This window comes from bacterium, assembly GCA_035945995.1.
Taxonomy (GTDB): Bacteria; Sysuimicrobiota; Sysuimicrobiia; order Sysuimicrobiales; family Segetimicrobiaceae; genus DASSJF01.
Window position 1 is genome coordinate 15,357 of sequence record DASYZR010000147.1, and the last position, 14,544, is coordinate 29,900.

The 14,544-nt window shown below is 71.7% G+C and carries 14 protein-coding genes; 12 read left to right on the forward strand and 2 right to left on the reverse strand.

All coding sequences use genetic code 11. From position 1 onward, the window contains the following. The first annotated feature begins 199 nt into the window (after window positions 1–199). The 6 genes from VGZ23_17190 to VGZ23_17215 all read left to right on the forward strand — a co-directional run bounded on the left by VGZ23_17190 (window position 200) and on the right by VGZ23_17215 (window position 7,684). Window positions 200–658: a MerR family transcriptional regulator gene (locus VGZ23_17190; GenBank protein HEV2359327.1), complete on the forward strand. Its 459-nt coding sequence runs from the start codon at window positions 200–202 to the stop codon at window positions 656–658. Then, on the forward strand, window positions 655–2,136 hold the full coding sequence (locus VGZ23_17195) for an HlyD family secretion protein (GenBank protein ID HEV2359328.1): 1,482 nt from the start codon (window positions 655–657) through the stop codon (window positions 2,134–2,136). The genes VGZ23_17190 and VGZ23_17195 overlap by 4 nt, the downstream gene beginning before the upstream one ends. Before the next feature lie 8 nt (window positions 2,137–2,144). Then, window positions 2,145–3,737: a DHA2 family efflux MFS transporter permease subunit gene (locus tag VGZ23_17200; protein HEV2359329.1), complete on the forward strand. Its 1,593-nt coding sequence runs from the start codon at window positions 2,145–2,147 to the stop codon at window positions 3,735–3,737. A 110-nt stretch (window positions 3,738–3,847) separates the two neighbouring features. Next, complete coding sequence (locus VGZ23_17205) at window positions 3,848–5,185, forward strand: pyruvate carboxyltransferase (GenBank protein ID HEV2359330.1); 1,338 nt, start codon at window positions 3,848–3,850, stop codon at window positions 5,183–5,185. Between the two features lie 28 nt (window positions 5,186–5,213). Then, window positions 5,214–6,554, forward strand: coding sequence for an HD domain-containing phosphohydrolase (locus tag VGZ23_17210; GenBank protein ID HEV2359331.1), 1,341 nt, complete (start codon window positions 5,214–5,216; stop codon window positions 6,552–6,554). Between the two features lie 20 nt (window positions 6,555–6,574). Continuing rightward, the gene (locus tag VGZ23_17215) at window positions 6,575–7,684 is read left to right on the forward strand and encodes an alanine racemase (GenBank protein HEV2359332.1); all 1,110 of its coding nucleotides are present in this window, start codon (window positions 6,575–6,577) and stop codon (window positions 7,682–7,684) included. Between the two features lie 9 nt (window positions 7,685–7,693). On the opposite strand, the gene VGZ23_17220 is transcribed toward VGZ23_17215, so the two are convergent. Next, window positions 7,694–8,491, reverse strand: a complete 798-nt coding sequence (locus VGZ23_17220) for a serine protease (protein HEV2359333.1) — start codon at window positions 8,489–8,491, stop codon at window positions 7,694–7,696. A 175-nt stretch (window positions 8,492–8,666) separates the two neighbouring features. Between VGZ23_17220 and VGZ23_17225 the strand changes: the two genes are divergently transcribed. From VGZ23_17225 to VGZ23_17250, 6 genes are all read left to right on the forward strand, one after another. Further along, the gene (locus tag VGZ23_17225) at window positions 8,667–9,125 is read left to right on the forward strand and encodes a DinB family protein (protein ID HEV2359334.1); all 459 of its coding nucleotides are present in this window, start codon (window positions 8,667–8,669) and stop codon (window positions 9,123–9,125) included. A gap of 31 nt (window positions 9,126–9,156) precedes the next feature. Further along, a complete protein-coding gene (locus VGZ23_17230) occupies window positions 9,157–10,317 on the forward strand; it encodes an FAD-binding oxidoreductase (GenBank protein ID HEV2359335.1) in 1,161 nt (386 codons plus the stop codon). 102 nt (window positions 10,318–10,419) lie between these two features. Next, window positions 10,420–11,466: a trypsin-like peptidase domain-containing protein gene (locus VGZ23_17235; protein HEV2359336.1), complete on the forward strand. Its 1,047-nt coding sequence runs from the start codon at window positions 10,420–10,422 to the stop codon at window positions 11,464–11,466. Window positions 11,467–11,542: 76 nt separating this feature from the next. After that, window positions 11,543–12,112: a MarR family transcriptional regulator gene (locus tag VGZ23_17240; GenBank protein ID HEV2359337.1), complete on the forward strand. Its 570-nt coding sequence runs from the start codon at window positions 11,543–11,545 to the stop codon at window positions 12,110–12,112. Beyond that, window positions 12,109–12,915 (forward strand): ATP-binding cassette domain-containing protein, encoded by an 807-nt coding sequence (locus VGZ23_17245; GenBank protein ID HEV2359338.1) that lies wholly within the window; start codon window positions 12,109–12,111, stop codon window positions 12,913–12,915. Before VGZ23_17240 ends, VGZ23_17245 begins: the two co-directional genes overlap by 4 nt. Beyond that, window positions 12,872–13,696, forward strand: a complete 825-nt coding sequence (locus VGZ23_17250; protein ID HEV2359339.1) for an ABC transporter permease — start codon at window positions 12,872–12,874, stop codon at window positions 13,694–13,696. Before VGZ23_17245 ends, VGZ23_17250 begins: the two co-directional genes overlap by 44 nt. Window positions 13,697–13,713: 17 nt before the next feature. Here VGZ23_17250 and VGZ23_17255 read toward each other — a convergent pair. Next, a partial coding sequence (locus VGZ23_17255; GenBank protein ID HEV2359340.1) for a 5'-methylthioadenosine phosphorylase occupies window positions 13,714–14,544 on the reverse strand: 831 nt, incomplete at its 5' end.

The window sequence follows — 14,544 nt, forward strand, 5'->3', positions numbered from 1 at the left end:
TATGACGTTTACGGAAGGGTATGATATACTGCGCCTATCGGAAACCGGCAGTGCAGGCGGCACGGCTTGGGCTGGCCCCTCCATCATCTTCATCTCTTAACACAAATCGGAGGTTTCAACGGTGATTCACGGGGACGGAACAACGCCCGTGGCTGGTCAGGTGCCCGGCCCGGGAGTCGGAGTGGCGGAGCAGGCGGCCATGACGGAGCCGCAGCATCGGATGGAAGACGTGGTCAAGCGGACCGGCCTCACCCCGCGCGCCATCCGATATTACGAAGAGGTCGGCCTGCTGGCCGCGGCGTCCCGGACGGCCGGCGGTTTCCGCCTGTTCACCGAGGACGACATCGCCACGCTGCTGCGGATCAAGGAGCTGCAGGCGTTGCTCGGGTTCTCGCTCGCCGAAATCAAGGAGAGCCTTCACATCGACGCCATGCGCGCGGAACTGCGGCAGGCGTACGCGCAGGCGACCGACCTGGAGGGCCGCCTCGCGGTCATCGCGCAGGCCGAGACGCTGCTCGAGTCGCAGATCGGCACGATCGACGAGCGCGCCCGGCGCCTGACGCAACTGCGGCAGGAGTACTCCGAGCGGCTCGCCCGGCTGCGCGCGGTTCGCACGCAGGTCCTGGAAGAACGTCCCGAGGGGGAGCCGTCCCGATGAACGACGCACCGCGAACCGACCTCGAGCAGCCGCGCGCGGGCGCGGATCATCCGGCGCCCGCCGGCAACGGCCGGCCCGCCGGCGACACACGCACCACGGCCGCGCCCGCCGGCGAAACACGCGCCACGGCGCCCGACGCCGGCGCGAGGCCCGTCGCGCGCACGGTCATGGAGACGGGCGCGCGGCCGCGGCTCAACGTGCGGCGCGTCGCGACGCTCGCCGCGGCGGCGGTGGTGGTGGCGGCCCTGATCGCGCTCGGCTTCTACTGGCGGGCCAACGCCGGCCTCGTGAAGACGGACAACGCGCAGACGGCCGGCGACATCGCGCCGGTCTCGTCCCGCATCGCGGGCACGATCGTCCGGGTGGATGTCGTCGAGAACCAGTTCGTCCGGGCCGGCACGCCGCTCGTCGAGCTCGACCCGCAGGACTACGAGGTCGCCGTCGCCCGGACGCAGGCCTCGCTCGCCGCATCACAGGCGCAGGTGCGTGCGCTGGGCGCCGCGCTCGGCGCCCAGCAGCAACAGTTCGAAGCCGGGCTCCGCGTCGCCCAGGCGCGCATCCAGGCGACCCAGCCCACGCTCCCGCAGGCGCAGGCACAATTGGACATGCAGGAGCGCACGACGGCCGCGCAGCTGGCGCAGGCCAACGCGCGGGTAACGACCGCGGCCGCCGGGGTCGGGGCGGCGAAGACCGCGGCCGATACGGCGGCCCGAACCCTGGCCCGCGACCGCCAGTTGCTGGCCCAGGGCGCGATCGCGCAGCAGCAGGTCGACGTGGACGCCTCGGCCGCCGAAACCGCGCGCGCGCAGTACCAGGCGGCGCGGGACGCTCTCGCGCAGGCAAAGGCCGACGTCGCGGCGGCGCAGGCCGCGCGGCAGCAGGTCACGATCGCGCGCAACGCCATCCAAGTGAACCAGGGTGAGCTGTCCGGCGCTGAGGCGCAGCTGCAGCAGGCCGCCGTCGGCCAGACCGTGGTGCGTCAGCGGGCCCAGGAACTCGCCGCCGCGGAAGCCCAGGCCGCCGACGCCGCGCAGGCGGTGCGCGCCGCGCAGCTCAACCTGAACCGCACCGTCATCCGGGCGCCGGCGGACGGCTGGGTGACGAACCGCACCGCCGAGGTCGGGCAGGTGGTCCAGCCCAATCAGCCGCTCTTGGCGCTCACGCTGTCGAGCGGCGTGTGGGTGGTCGCCAACGTGAAGGAGACGCAGCTCGGCCGCCTCAGCCCGGGCCAGCCGGTTCGCGTTCGAATCGATGCCTACCGCGGCCGCACCTACCACGGACGGGTGGAGAGCATCGGCGCGGCCACCGGCTCGACGACGGCCCTCCTGCCGCCGGACAACGCGACCGGCAACTTCGTCAAGGTCGTGCAGCTGGTACCGGTGAGAATCGCCCTCGATTCGGACGAGATCCGCAGCCGCCCGCTGCAGGTCGGACTGTCCGCCGCCGTGGCGATCGATACGCGCGGACCGGCGCGCTAGGATCCCGGATGGCCGTCGGTACCATGCCGGCCGCGCGCGACGCGTCGCGCGGCGGGAGCATGAAGTGGCTCGTCGCCCTCTCCGTGCTTTTCGGGTCCGTCATGGGCGCCATCGACACGAGCGTCGTCAACGTGGCGCTTGCGCACATCCAGGCGACCTATGGCGTCACGATCCAGGACGTCACCTGGGTCAGCACGTCGTACCTGATCACCGTCGTCATCATCATGCCGCTCACGGCGTGGTTCGCGACAGTCCTCGGACGGAAGCGGTTCTACATGTACTCGGTGGCGCTGTTCACCATCGCGTCCGCGTTCTGCGGACTGTCGCGGACGCTCGGACAGCTGATCTTCTTCCGCGTCCTGCAGGGCCTCGGCGGCGGCGCGCTGCAGCCGGTGGCCCAGGCGATCATGCGTGAGACGTTCCCGCCGGAGGAGCAGGGCCAGGCGATGGGCTTCTTCGGCATGATCGTGCTGCTCGGACCCGCGGTGGGGCCGACGCTCGGAGGCTGGCTGACCGACAACTGGTCGTGGCCGTGGATCTTCTTCGTCAACCTCCCGGTCGGAGCGCTCGCGCTGTTCATGGCCTCCCAGTTCATCGTCGACCCTCCGTACATGCGGGCGCGGGGGTGGGTCAAATTTGACGGCATCGGCATCGGGCTGCTCACCGTGGGGCTCGCGTCGCTGCAGATCCTGCTCGAAGAGGGCGAGCGCGACGGCTGGTTCGGCAGCCCGTTCATCGTGGCGCTCGCCGTGATCGCGGTGGTCATGCTCACGACGTTCGTTTTCTGGGAGTTGCGCGCGCCGGCGCCCGCTGTGAACCTCCGCATTCTTCGCGACGTCACGTTCTCCGCCGGCACGCTGATCATCGGGGTGCTGGGCCTCGCCTTGTTCGGCAGCCTGATTCTGCTCCCGCTGTTTCTCCAGACGCTGCTCGGCTACACCGCCACCGAGGCCGGCCTGACGCTGATGCCACGCTCGCTCATGATGGTCCTGATGATGCCGGTCGCGGGGCTGCTGTACAACCGGCTCGGCGTGTACATCATGCTGCCGTTCGGACTCCTGGTGAGCGGCGTGGCGGGGCTGATGATGTCGCACTTCACCACCGACACGAGCCACCTCGGAATCCTCATCCCGCAGATCATCCAGGGCATCGGGTTCTCGTTCATGTTCGTCCCGCTCGCGACCGCCACGCTCTCGACGATTCCGCGACCGCTGATGCAGGGCGCCACCGGCCTCTACAACCTGGTCCGCCAGCTGGGCGGCAGCCTCGGCACGGCGATCGTCATCACGCTGCTCGACCATAAGATCACGACGGCCAGCGCGAACCTGGTCCGGTACGCCTCCGCGTCCAATCCGACCTTCGTCGCCTGGTGGAACACGATGCAGGCCGGCCTGCAGGCGCGGGGGAGCGACGCCGCGACCGCGCACCGGCAGGCGCTCGCCGTGCTGCACCAGTTAATCGGTCAGCAGGCGGCTGTGGTCGCCTTCGACTACGTCTTCGCTCTCGTCGGCGTCGTCTTCATCGTGTGCCTGCCGGTCGTGCTCCTGATCCGCGATCGGGACTTGCAGCGTCCCAACCCGCCGGCGGCCGCCGCGGAGTAACCCACGGGGGCGGCGCACCGGCACGCCCGGCCGCCCTCCGGCGGCGCGCTGAAAATGGGCGGCGCATGGTATCATAAGAGCCAGGCAGGAGGGTTCCGAGGAGGCGTCCGTTGGCTGCGATTCCCGACCCCGCCAATCCAGACTACTTTCTCGACAGTTTCCCCCGCGAGGACTTTCCGCGGTACGTCTGGACTGCCCGGCCCGCAACCCTGCCCCATGATGCGTGGACGACCGAAACGACGCACCGCGACGGCCAGCAGGGCGGCCTCCCGCTCACGGCCGAGCAGAGCCTCCGGATCTACGACCTCCACTGCCGGTTCACCGGGACCTCGGGGGCGATTCGCCAAGCCGAGTTCTTCGTGTACCGTCCGACCGACCGCCGCGCCCTCGGGGACGCCCTCGAGCGCCACCGGAGCGGCGCGCCGATCGAGCCGACGACGTGGATTCGCGCCGCCCGCAAAGACGCCGAACTGATCCGCACGCTCGGCGTGCGCGAAACCGGAATGCTCGCCTCGGCCTCCGACTACCACACGTTCCACAAGTTCAAGCCCGCGGGCCGGGCGCAGGCCGCCCGCACGTATCTGGACGCAGTGGGCATGACGCTCGAGGCCGGGATCCGGCCCCGGCTGCACCTCGAAGACGCGACGCGGGCCGACATGGACTACATGCTGGCCTTCATCGACGCGTGCCTGGAGGCCGCGCGGCCCTACGGACCGGCGCTGCGTCCGAAGTTCCGTATCTGCGACACGATGGGCCTTGGGCTGCCGTACGACGACGTCGCGCTCCCGCGGAGCGTGCCGGTGCTGTTCCGGACGCTGCGCACGCGGCTCGGCCTGGTACCGGCCGACCTGGAGTTCCACCCCCACAACGACACAGGGCTCATCGTCGCGAACTGCCTCGCCGCGATCCGGGAAGGGTGTGGCGTGATTAACGGCACCTGCCTCGGGAAGGGCGAACGGACCGGCAACGCCCCGCTCGAGCAGATCCTCGTCCACCTGATCGGCATGGGATACTTCCCGGCGGCGCGGCCGGATTTTACGGTCCTCAACGAGCTCGCAGCGCTCTACGACGCGATGGGGGAACCGCTGCCGCCGAAGTACCCGCTGTACGGACGGGACGCCCACCGAACGCGCGCCGGCATCCACGCCGACGGTCTCAATAAATTCTGGTGGATGTACGCGCCGTTTGACGTGCCTAGGCTCCTCGGGCGGCCGCTCGAGGTGTCCCTCACGAAAGATTCCGGCCTCGCGGGCCTGATCTTCGTGATCAAGCAGCGCCTGGGTGTGGAGCCGGCCAAGGACGACCCGGCCCTCATTGCGATCCACGAGTGGATGATCCGCGAGTTCGACGGCGGCCGCCAGACCGCCATCGAGTGGGAGGAGTTGGAGCCGATCGTCCGCCGGCACTTCGCGATCGCCGGCGCCCACCGGCAGGCGGCGGCCCGGTAGGGCTCCGGCCGGCCGCGCGGCGCCGCCAGTGCCGTCGATCCGCCTGTCCGATACGCTGCGCGGCCTGTCGGCCGCCCTGGACCTGGCCGAAGGCCAACCCGTCGGCCACGCCGTCCGCACAGGACTCCTCGGCATGCGCCTCGCCGGCGAGCTCGCCCTCGACGGGGAGTCCCGGTCGACGCTCTACTACGCCCTTCTCCTGGCCAACGCGGGAGGCCCGGGTACCGCGCCCGAGGTTACGGAATTGCTCGACGGCGACGACCGGATGCTCAAAGCGGGATTCGCGACCGTCGATTGGACCCGCGCTCTGGCCGCCGTGCGATACGGACTCCGGGTTGCCGGCGAGGGACGACCGGCGTGGTCCCGCACCCGGGCGCTGGCGCGGACGGCGCGGGCCGCGGGCCGCGTCGCGCAGGCCTTCGTGGGCGGACGCGCCGAACGCGGCGCCGCGGTGGCCCGGCGTCTCGGACTGCCGGATGCGACGGCCGACGCGATCCACAGCGCCGACGAGCATTGGGACGGACACGGTGACCCGCGCGGAACGCGGGGCGAGGCGATCCCGCTCCTCGCCCGGATCGTCGGCCTCGCCCGTACCATCGACGTGTTCGTCTCCGCCGAGGATGTCGCCGGCGCGGTCCGCATGGCGGAGGGACGCTGCACCACCTGGTTCGATCCCGCGCTCGTCGACCATGTGTCGGCCTGGGCCGGCGATCAACTCTGGTGGGCCGGCCTCCGCGGCTCGACGGCGGGCACCCGCCTCGCCGCCCTCGAGCCGCCGGACCGGATCCGCATGCTCGATGACCCAGGGCTCGACGAGGTCGCCCGGGTGTTCGCCGACATCGCGGACTCCAAACGGCGTTGGACCACCGGCCATTCGCCGCGCGTCGGCGCCCTCGCGTCATCCGTCGGGGCGGCGATGGGGATGGACGCGGCCGCGCGGGAGCGGCTGCTGCGCGCCGGCCTCCTTCACGACATCGGCGAGTTGGGCGTCGCCAATCTCGCGCTCGAACGGGCCGACACGCTCACGCCCGAGCAGTTCCTGGAGATCAAAGAGCACCCGCTCCACACGTACGAAATCCTCGCGAAGACCCCGCCGTTCGCCGACGTCGCCCGCCTCGCGGCGCTGCACCACGAGCGTCTCGACGGCAGCGGCTATCCGTGGGGCCTTTCCGGAGACGAGATCGGTCTCGAGCCCCGCGTCCTGGCGGCGGCCGAGGTGTACGATGCGCTGACGATCTGGCGCCCCTACCGCCCTGCGATGACCCCGCAGGAAGCGCTCATGCTGATGCGGAGCGACGCCGGCCTGGACCCCGACGTGATCGCGGCGCTGGAGCCGGTGCTCGGCGCGGGCACGCCCGCGTCAACCTGATCGACTTGGAGGGTTGGGATATGTCGACCACTACGGTTCCCGCACTCGGCATCGACACGCTCGACACGCCGGCGCTCGTCGTGGACCTCGACCGCCTGGAAACCAACATCGCGCGCTGGGCCGCCTTCGCCAAGGACGCGGGCGTCCGGCTCCGGCCGCACGGCAAGACCCACAAGTGCGTCGAAATCGCGCGCCGGCAGCTGGCCGCGGGCGCGGTGGGCCTGACGCTCGCCAAGATCGGCGAGGCCGAAGTGATGGCCGGCGCGGGCGTCGGGGACATCTTCCTCGCCTACGAGATCGTCGGCGGGCCCAAACTGCCGAGGCTGCTCGCCCTCGCGCGGGACATCCGGGTGCGGGTGGGCGTCGACAGCATGGCGGTCGCCGCCCCCCTCGCCGAGGCCGCCGCCGCGGCCGGTGTGACGATCGAGGTGATGGTGGAGGTCGACACGGGGCTGGGGCGGTGCGGCGTGACGCCCGGCGAGCCGCTCCTCACACTGGCACAGGCGGTGGCGCGGTCGCGCGGGCTGCGCCTCGCCGGCATCTTCACATACCGCGGCTACCGGCCGGACCTGGACGCGGCCGGCCGCGAGGAAGGCGAGATCATGGTCCGCGAGGCCGAGCGGCTTCGTGCCGCCGGGCTGGCGATCGAGGAGATCAGCGTCGGCTCGACGCCGACCGGGCGCAGCGCCGGGCGGGTCGCGGGCGTCACGGAAATCCGGCCGGGGACCTATGTGTTCAACGACGCGATGCAGGTGCGCTGGGGATCGGCAACGCCGGAGGAATGCGCGCTGGCCGTCGTGTGCCGGGTCATCAGCCGGCCGTCCCGAGACGTCGCCGTGCTCGACGCCGGCAGCAAAGTACTCACCGCGGAGCGCGGACCGTTCAGCAGCCGCGGGGACAGCCACGGCGTCCTGCGCGGCTACCCCGATTGTCAAATCGACCGGCTGTGGGAAGAGCACGGGCGCGTGCAGTTGACGGACGAGGCACGGCGGCTACGGGTCGGCGACCTGGTCGAGGTGATCCCGGCCCACGTCTGCCCGACGGTGAATCTCGCGAAGCGGCTTGTCTGCGTCCGCGGCGGCCGCGTCGAAGCCACCTGGGACGTCGCGGCGCGCGCCGCCGTGCAATAGGCGCCGGCGCTACAGCCGGCACGGCAGCGTGAGCGCCGAACTCCCGATCGCGTCGCCGTATGCCAGGTTGCCCGCCTCATTCCAGGTCCACATCCCGACGACGCGCCCCGCGGGGTCCAGCACCGGCGATCCGCTGTTGCCCTCGCGGGGACGGTTGGTCGACACGATACGAAAGACGGGCGTGGCGTCGGATGCGGCGCCGACGCGGTCGACGGTGCCGGTGGCCGTCCACCGCGTGCCGGGCGTCGCGGGATACCGTTCCGCGACGTGGCCGTACCCGATGATCCGCACCGCCGTCCCCGGGGACGGGTCTCCACCGAGGGTGAGCGCCGGAAACGGCGGCAGGCGGGTGAGGTGCGCGTCGTACTGAGGACCGCCGCTGCCGTATGAGAGGCGCGTGAAGGGGAACTGGGAGGGACCGAGCTTGACCTCCGCGATGTCGCGGCCGATCACGGCCTCGTCTTTCGCGGGGTCGTAGGGGAGGACGGCGGCGCACACGAGGGTGGCGCTGTAGAACTCGTGACCGACGATCGCGATCAGGCGGTACCGCCCCGGGTTCTGCCGGGCCATGTAGACCACGTGGCTGTTGGTGAGCGCGGTGCCGTCCGCGTCGATGAAGAACGCCGTCCCCATCATCACCGAGCGGTAGGTCGCCCCGTCCTGCGTCATCGTCACCAGCTGAAACGTCGCGTCGTCGGGGAGCGCAGGCGTCTGTGCGCCGGCCCGACCCCCTGACAGGGGCAGGCCGGCGGCCAGCAGGCAGGCGAGCACGAGAACGGCGGCGGCACCCCGTCGCAGTCGCGGCATGGTGCGGAGGGATTCGCACCATCTCGCGGCCGCTCCTGCGTTCGCGGCCCGGCGGCGTGGGGAGACCGGCCGCAGGAGGGCCGCCGCGCCGCCCGCGCCGAACCTCCTCGTACGACGATCGACGCGCCGGCGGCACCGTGCGCGGATGCCGCGCGGGCGGCAAAGGATGGGGATCATGGACATGAGAGGGTACGTGACGCACGTGCTTGCGATCACGCACGAGCGCCTGCACGATGCGATCCGGGACGTCCCCGAGGCGGACGCCCGGCGCCTCCTCGCAGGCAGGCTCACGCCGATCGTGTGGCAGGTCGGCCATCTGGCGGTGGTCGACGGCAACTACGTCCGGCGCGCGGGCGGCGACTCACCGGTGCCGGCGGACTACACCGGCCTCTTCAAACAGGGTACGGGCGGCGAGGCGGATTACCCGGCGCTGGCGGAGGTGTGGAACGTCTTCGACGCCGCGCACCGCGCCCTCGTCGACCGCGCCGGGGCGGTTGACTACGAGACCCCGGTCGACGCACCGGCCTACAAGACCATCGGTGAGATGCTGGTCTATGCGAGCTACCATCGCGGGTACCATCTCGGCAAGGTCATGACGCTGCGCGGCCTGCTGGGGAAGCCGATCCAGCGGTAGGGTCGCGGCAACGGAGACCGCGGACGCCGTCATCGTCGGCGCCGGCGTGATGGGCGCGAGCGCCGCCTATCATCTCGCCGCACGGGGCTGCCGGAACATCCTGATCCTGGAGCGGTACGGCCGGCCCGGCGAGGGCAGCACCTCCCGGGCCACCGGGGGCTTCCGGCTGCAGTTCGGCAGCGCCGCGAACGTCCGGCTGTCGGCGCTGTCCCGCGAGAAATTGCTTCGCTTTCGCGACGAAACCGGCGTCGATCCCGGCTACCGCCCCCGCGGGTACCTGTTCATGGTGCGCGACGAGGCCGGCCTTCGGGCGCTCCGCACGGTGCGCGAGGTCCAGCGGGCGGCCGGAGTCGAGCCGGCCCAGGAGCTCGGCCCCGACGATATCCAACGTCTCGCGCCGTGGGTGCACCCGGAAGGCCTGGCCGGAGGCACCTTCGGGCCGGAGGACGGCTTCATCCGGCCCCTCGAGATCCTGCGCGGCTACCTCGAGGGGGCCCAGCGCGCGGGCGTCCGCGTCGAGTACGACGCGGGTTGGGTCGAATGCCTCGTGCGGGACACCGGCGGCCGGCGGCAGATCGCCGGGGTCCGCACCGGCGGACGCGAGATCGGCGCGCCGATTGTCATCAACGCGGCCGGGCCGTGGGCCGGCGTGCTGGGCTCCCAGGCCGGCGTCGATGTCCCGGTGCGGCCGCTCAAGCGCCAGACCGGGATCACCCACCCATTCTCCAAGTTGTCCGACGATGCGCCGATGACGATCTGCCACTGGGACGGCGTACATTTCCGCGTGCGGGACGGCCGCGTGCTCCTGCTGTGGCCGACGGACCCCCCGGCCCCCACTGGGGCGAACCCGTTCGACACCACGTTCGACCAGCGGTGGCTCGATGACCTCCTGCCGCTCGCCCACACGCATTTCCCGATTCTTCGGGAGGCGGCGATCGACCGGCCGCGATGCTGGGCGGGCCTGTACGAGATGTCGCCGGACCGGCACGCCATCGTGGGCGCCGCGCCCGGATGCGAAGGCCTGTATCTGATGAACGGCTCGTCCGGCCACGGCGTCATGCACGCGCCCGCGCTCGGACAGTTGCTGGCCGAGATCATCCTCGACGGCCGCGCCGCCTCGCTCGACGCCGGCCCTCTGCGCCCGTCGCGCTTCGCCGAAGGCCGCCCCAACCCCGTCGACGACGTGCTCTAAGCCGCGGGTCGCCGGCGTCCTCGCCCGCCGCCGCGGGGCTGAGGACCGGCGGAATCAGGCGGTGCCGCCCGGCGTTCTCCGACTGAGAGGTGTAGGGCCATCATGACCAACGTGTTGACGCATATCGAAGAACCGTCGCTGCCCGGCGACGCCGCGGCCCGCGGCGGGACCGCCGCGCCGGCCGCGGACGCCGAAGCGCTGGACGCCTATTCGCGGACCGTGATCGCCGTCGTCGAGCGGGTCGGTCCCGCCGTCGTCAGTCTCGCGACGACGCGCCCGCTGCCGGAGCGGTACCGCCGGCGGGGGGCCCCGGCGATGCACGGCGCCGGCAGCGGCGTCGTCATCGCCCCGGACGGGTTCATCATGACCAACAGCCACGTCGTGCGGGGCGCGGAGCAGATCGAGGCGCGCTTCGCCGACGGCCGGGCGCTGCCGGCGAACGTGGTCGGCGACGACCCGTACGGCGACCTCGCCGTCCTGCGCGTTCCCGACGGCAGCCTCCAGGCCGCGGACCTCGGCGACTCGGCGCGCCTCCGAGTCGGGCAGCTCGTCGTCGCCGTCGGGAATCCGCTCGGCTTCCAGGCGACCGTGACGACGGGCGTGATCAGCGCGCTCGGCCGGACGCTGCGCGCCGAAACGGGCCGGCTGATCGACAACGTCATCCAGACCGACGCGCCGCTGAATCCTGGCAACTCCGGCGGTCCGCTCGTGGACTCGCGCGGGGCCGTCATCGGCATCAACACGGCGGTCATCGCGGGCTCGCAGGGGCTGTGCTTCGCGATTCCGGTGAACACGGCGGCCTGGGTCGCCTCGCAGTTGATTCGCGACGGCCGCGTTCGCCGTGCCTACCTCGGCGTCGCGGCGCAGACGATCACGCTGGATCGGCGCGTGACCGTGCACTACCGGCTGGACGCGCCGACGGCGGTCCGGATCACCGAGGTGAATTCCGGCACGGCCGCCGACCGGGCCGGGCTGCGCGCCGGGGACGTCATCGTGCGGATCGGGGACCGGGCCGTCCGGACGCTCGACGACCTGCTCCTCGCGCTCGGCCAGCATACCCCGGGGGCGCCCATCGCCATCCAGTTCATCCGAGGCACCGAGACGCAGAGCGTGACGGCCTACCCGGGCGACCTGCCCGAGCACCCGTAGTCCCCTAAGCGCCTCTCCGCCTCCCCCGGCGCGGATTGGCCGCGTCACGAACTGTTCGTGCTTCGAACAATATGCTATGCTTATGGTGATGGCCGCCGCGCTGTTGGACCGGACCGCCGACCACCGCCGCCCCGTCGTCCCTTCCGCGGGGGCCGTCCCGCGGCGTCCGCGACGCGCGCGGAGCGGTCTCGGATCATCCGCGCTCGCGGCCGCGTGCGCCGCGCGCCTCGTCGACGTCGCGCCGCTCGTCGTGCGCCGGGTCCGCGGCCGCATGCGGCGCGAGATGCCGGGCCTGACGATGCCGCAGTTCCGCGCGCTCGTCTTCGTCGACGTGCACCGCGGCTGCACGCTCCGCGCCCTCGCCGACCACCTCGGCATCACCCCGGCGACGTCGTCGGCGCTCGTGGACCGGCTCGTGCGCCGGGGGTGGGTGTCGCGGGTCGTCGACGCGGCCAACCGCCGGCAGGTCCGCCTCGGCCTGACGTCGCGCGGGAGCGCCCGGCTCGGCGCCGCCCGCGCCGCCGCCCGGCGTGAAATCGCTCAGGCGATCGCGGGCGCTCCGGACGCCGTTCTCGCCGCGGTCCGCGGCGGCCTCGAGCACCTGCGCGACTACTTCCTCACGGAGCGCGACGGAGGCCTCCGGTGAACGAGGGCCAGCCGGCCGTCCGCACGCACCAGCTCACCAAGCGGTTCACCGACGTGACGGCCGTCGACGGTGTCTCGATCGAGGTCCGCGCCGGGGAGATCTTCGGGCTGATCGGCCCGAACGGCGCGGGCAAGAGCACGATGATCAAAATCTTGACGACGCTCCTGCCGCCGACCTCGGGGACCGCGTGGATCGCCGGCGCGGACATCCTCACGCATCCGGCGCGGGTCCGCCGGCGGATCGGCTACGTCCCGCAGGCCGTGTCGGCCGACGGCGCGCTCACGGGGTACGAGAACCTATGGATCTCGGCGCGGCTGCAGAACATTCCGGGGACGGAGCAGGCCGCGCGGATCGAGGAGGCGCTCGACGCGGTCGGACTGCGCGACGTCGCGCGGACCCTCACCCGGCGCTACTCCGGCGGCATGATCCGGCGGCTGGAAATCGCGCAGAGCCTGCTGCACCGGCCGGCCGTGCTCTTCATGGACGAGCCGACCGTCGGCCTCGACCCCGTCGCCCATCGGGCGATCTGGGACGACATCGACGATCTGCGCCGGCGGTACGGGATGACCATGCTCATCACGACGCACGACATGGCCGAGGCCGACGCCCACTGCGATCGCGTGGGCGTGATGCATCTCGGCAGGGTCGTCGCGATCGGGACGCCCGCGGAATTGAAGGCGCAGGTCGGGCCGGCGGCGACGCTCGACGACGTCTTCGCGGAGTTCACCGGCAGCCAGATCGTCACAGGAGGCAGTTACCGTGAGGTCCTTCGCACCCGCCGTACAGCCCGCCGTCATTCCTGATCCGGCGCCGCTGCCGGCCTTCCTCCGGCACGCGGCCACGGTCGCCTGGGCCGAACTGCTGAAGCTCCGGCGGGATCCCGTCGAGCTGTTCAGCCGGGCGGCGCAGCCGACTCTCTGGCTGCTCGTCTTCGGACAGGTGATGGCCCGCGTCCGGGGCGTGCCGACCGGCGGGCTCGCGTACCTCGACTTCATGGCGCCGGGCGTGCTCGCCCAGAGCGCGCTGTTCATCGCCATTTTCTACGGGGTGGCGACGATTTGGGAGCGCGACGTCGGCGTGCTGCAGAAGCTCCTGGTCACCCCCGCCTCGCGGACCGCGCTCGTGGCCGGCAAAGCGCTGTCGGCGGGGGCGCGCGCCCTGTCGCAGGCGGTCATCGTCTACATCCTCGCGCTCCTCGTGGGCATCCGTCTCGACCCGCACCCACTGCACGTGCTCGGCGTGCTGGTCGTCATCATGCTCGGCGCCGGGCTGTTTGCGACGCTGTCGCTCGTCATCGCCTGCATCGTCAAGACGCGCGAGCGCGTGATGGGCATGGGCCAGCTGCTCACGATGCCGCTGTTCTTCGCCAGCAACGCGATCTACCCGATCAGTCTGATGCCGGGATGGCTGCGCATCGTCTCGACCGTCAATCCGCTGACCTACGAGGTGGATGCGCTGCGCGCGCTGATGATCAGGGCCGGCTCGAGCGCCTACGGGATCGGCGTGGACCTCGCGATCCTCGTCGGCGCCACGACACTCCTGATCGCCGTCGCCGCGCGGATGTTCCCCCGAATCGTGACGTAGCGGCCGGCGGGGCCGGGTCAGCGGCCGGGCGCATCGGATTGCGCGGCCGCCTGATACTTGTCCGGCCGGGCCGCCCGGTAGACGCCGCACCCGCACGCGTCCGTGAGGTCCGCGCGGGCGACGCTCCGGAGGCTGATGCGCGCGGCCACCGCCCCCAGCTCGTCATGGATCCGGTCGAGCGCGCCCCACTCCTCGGGAATGACCCCGTCGACGTAGTTGACCACGTACGAGCCGCTGACGAAGCACGCGCCGATTTCGCGCGCGTTGGCCGCCTCCGGAGCCACGCTCTGGTTGGCGGCATCGGCGCCCAGCAGTTGCAGCGCCCGCGCCTCCGCCGGGGTCTCCAGGCGCGGCCCCCAGGTGTGCGCCGTGATGATTCGGTTCGCACGCCCGTAGACGCGCGCGGGCGCCGGCCATAGATCGCGGGCCGCCCCCTCGAGCGTGCGCATCAGGCTGGGGCAGAACAACTGCGCGCCGCGGCACAGGAATCCGAATCGCCCCGGCAGGGTGGAATACTGGGTTTGGCCGAGATCCAGGACGTCGCCGGTGATGATGTAGTCCCTCGGTTGGAGCGCCCGGTTGAGCGAGCCGCAGGTGCTGTCGGACAGGACCTTCCGGACGCCGGCCTGGCCGAGCACCCAGAAAACCTTGCGGTGCGCCGAATGGTCGACCGCGTCACGCGGCCAGCCGTGCGCAAACACGTTGAGCGCCAGCCGGGGCCGGCCGTCGGCCGTGACGCCGCCGTCATACTCGAGCAGCTGCCAGTTCGCCGTGCGTCCCCACGGCGTCTCAAAGCTCAGCCCGCGCTCGACAACGCGAACGCCCGGTTCATCAAGGTCGTCAGGGAA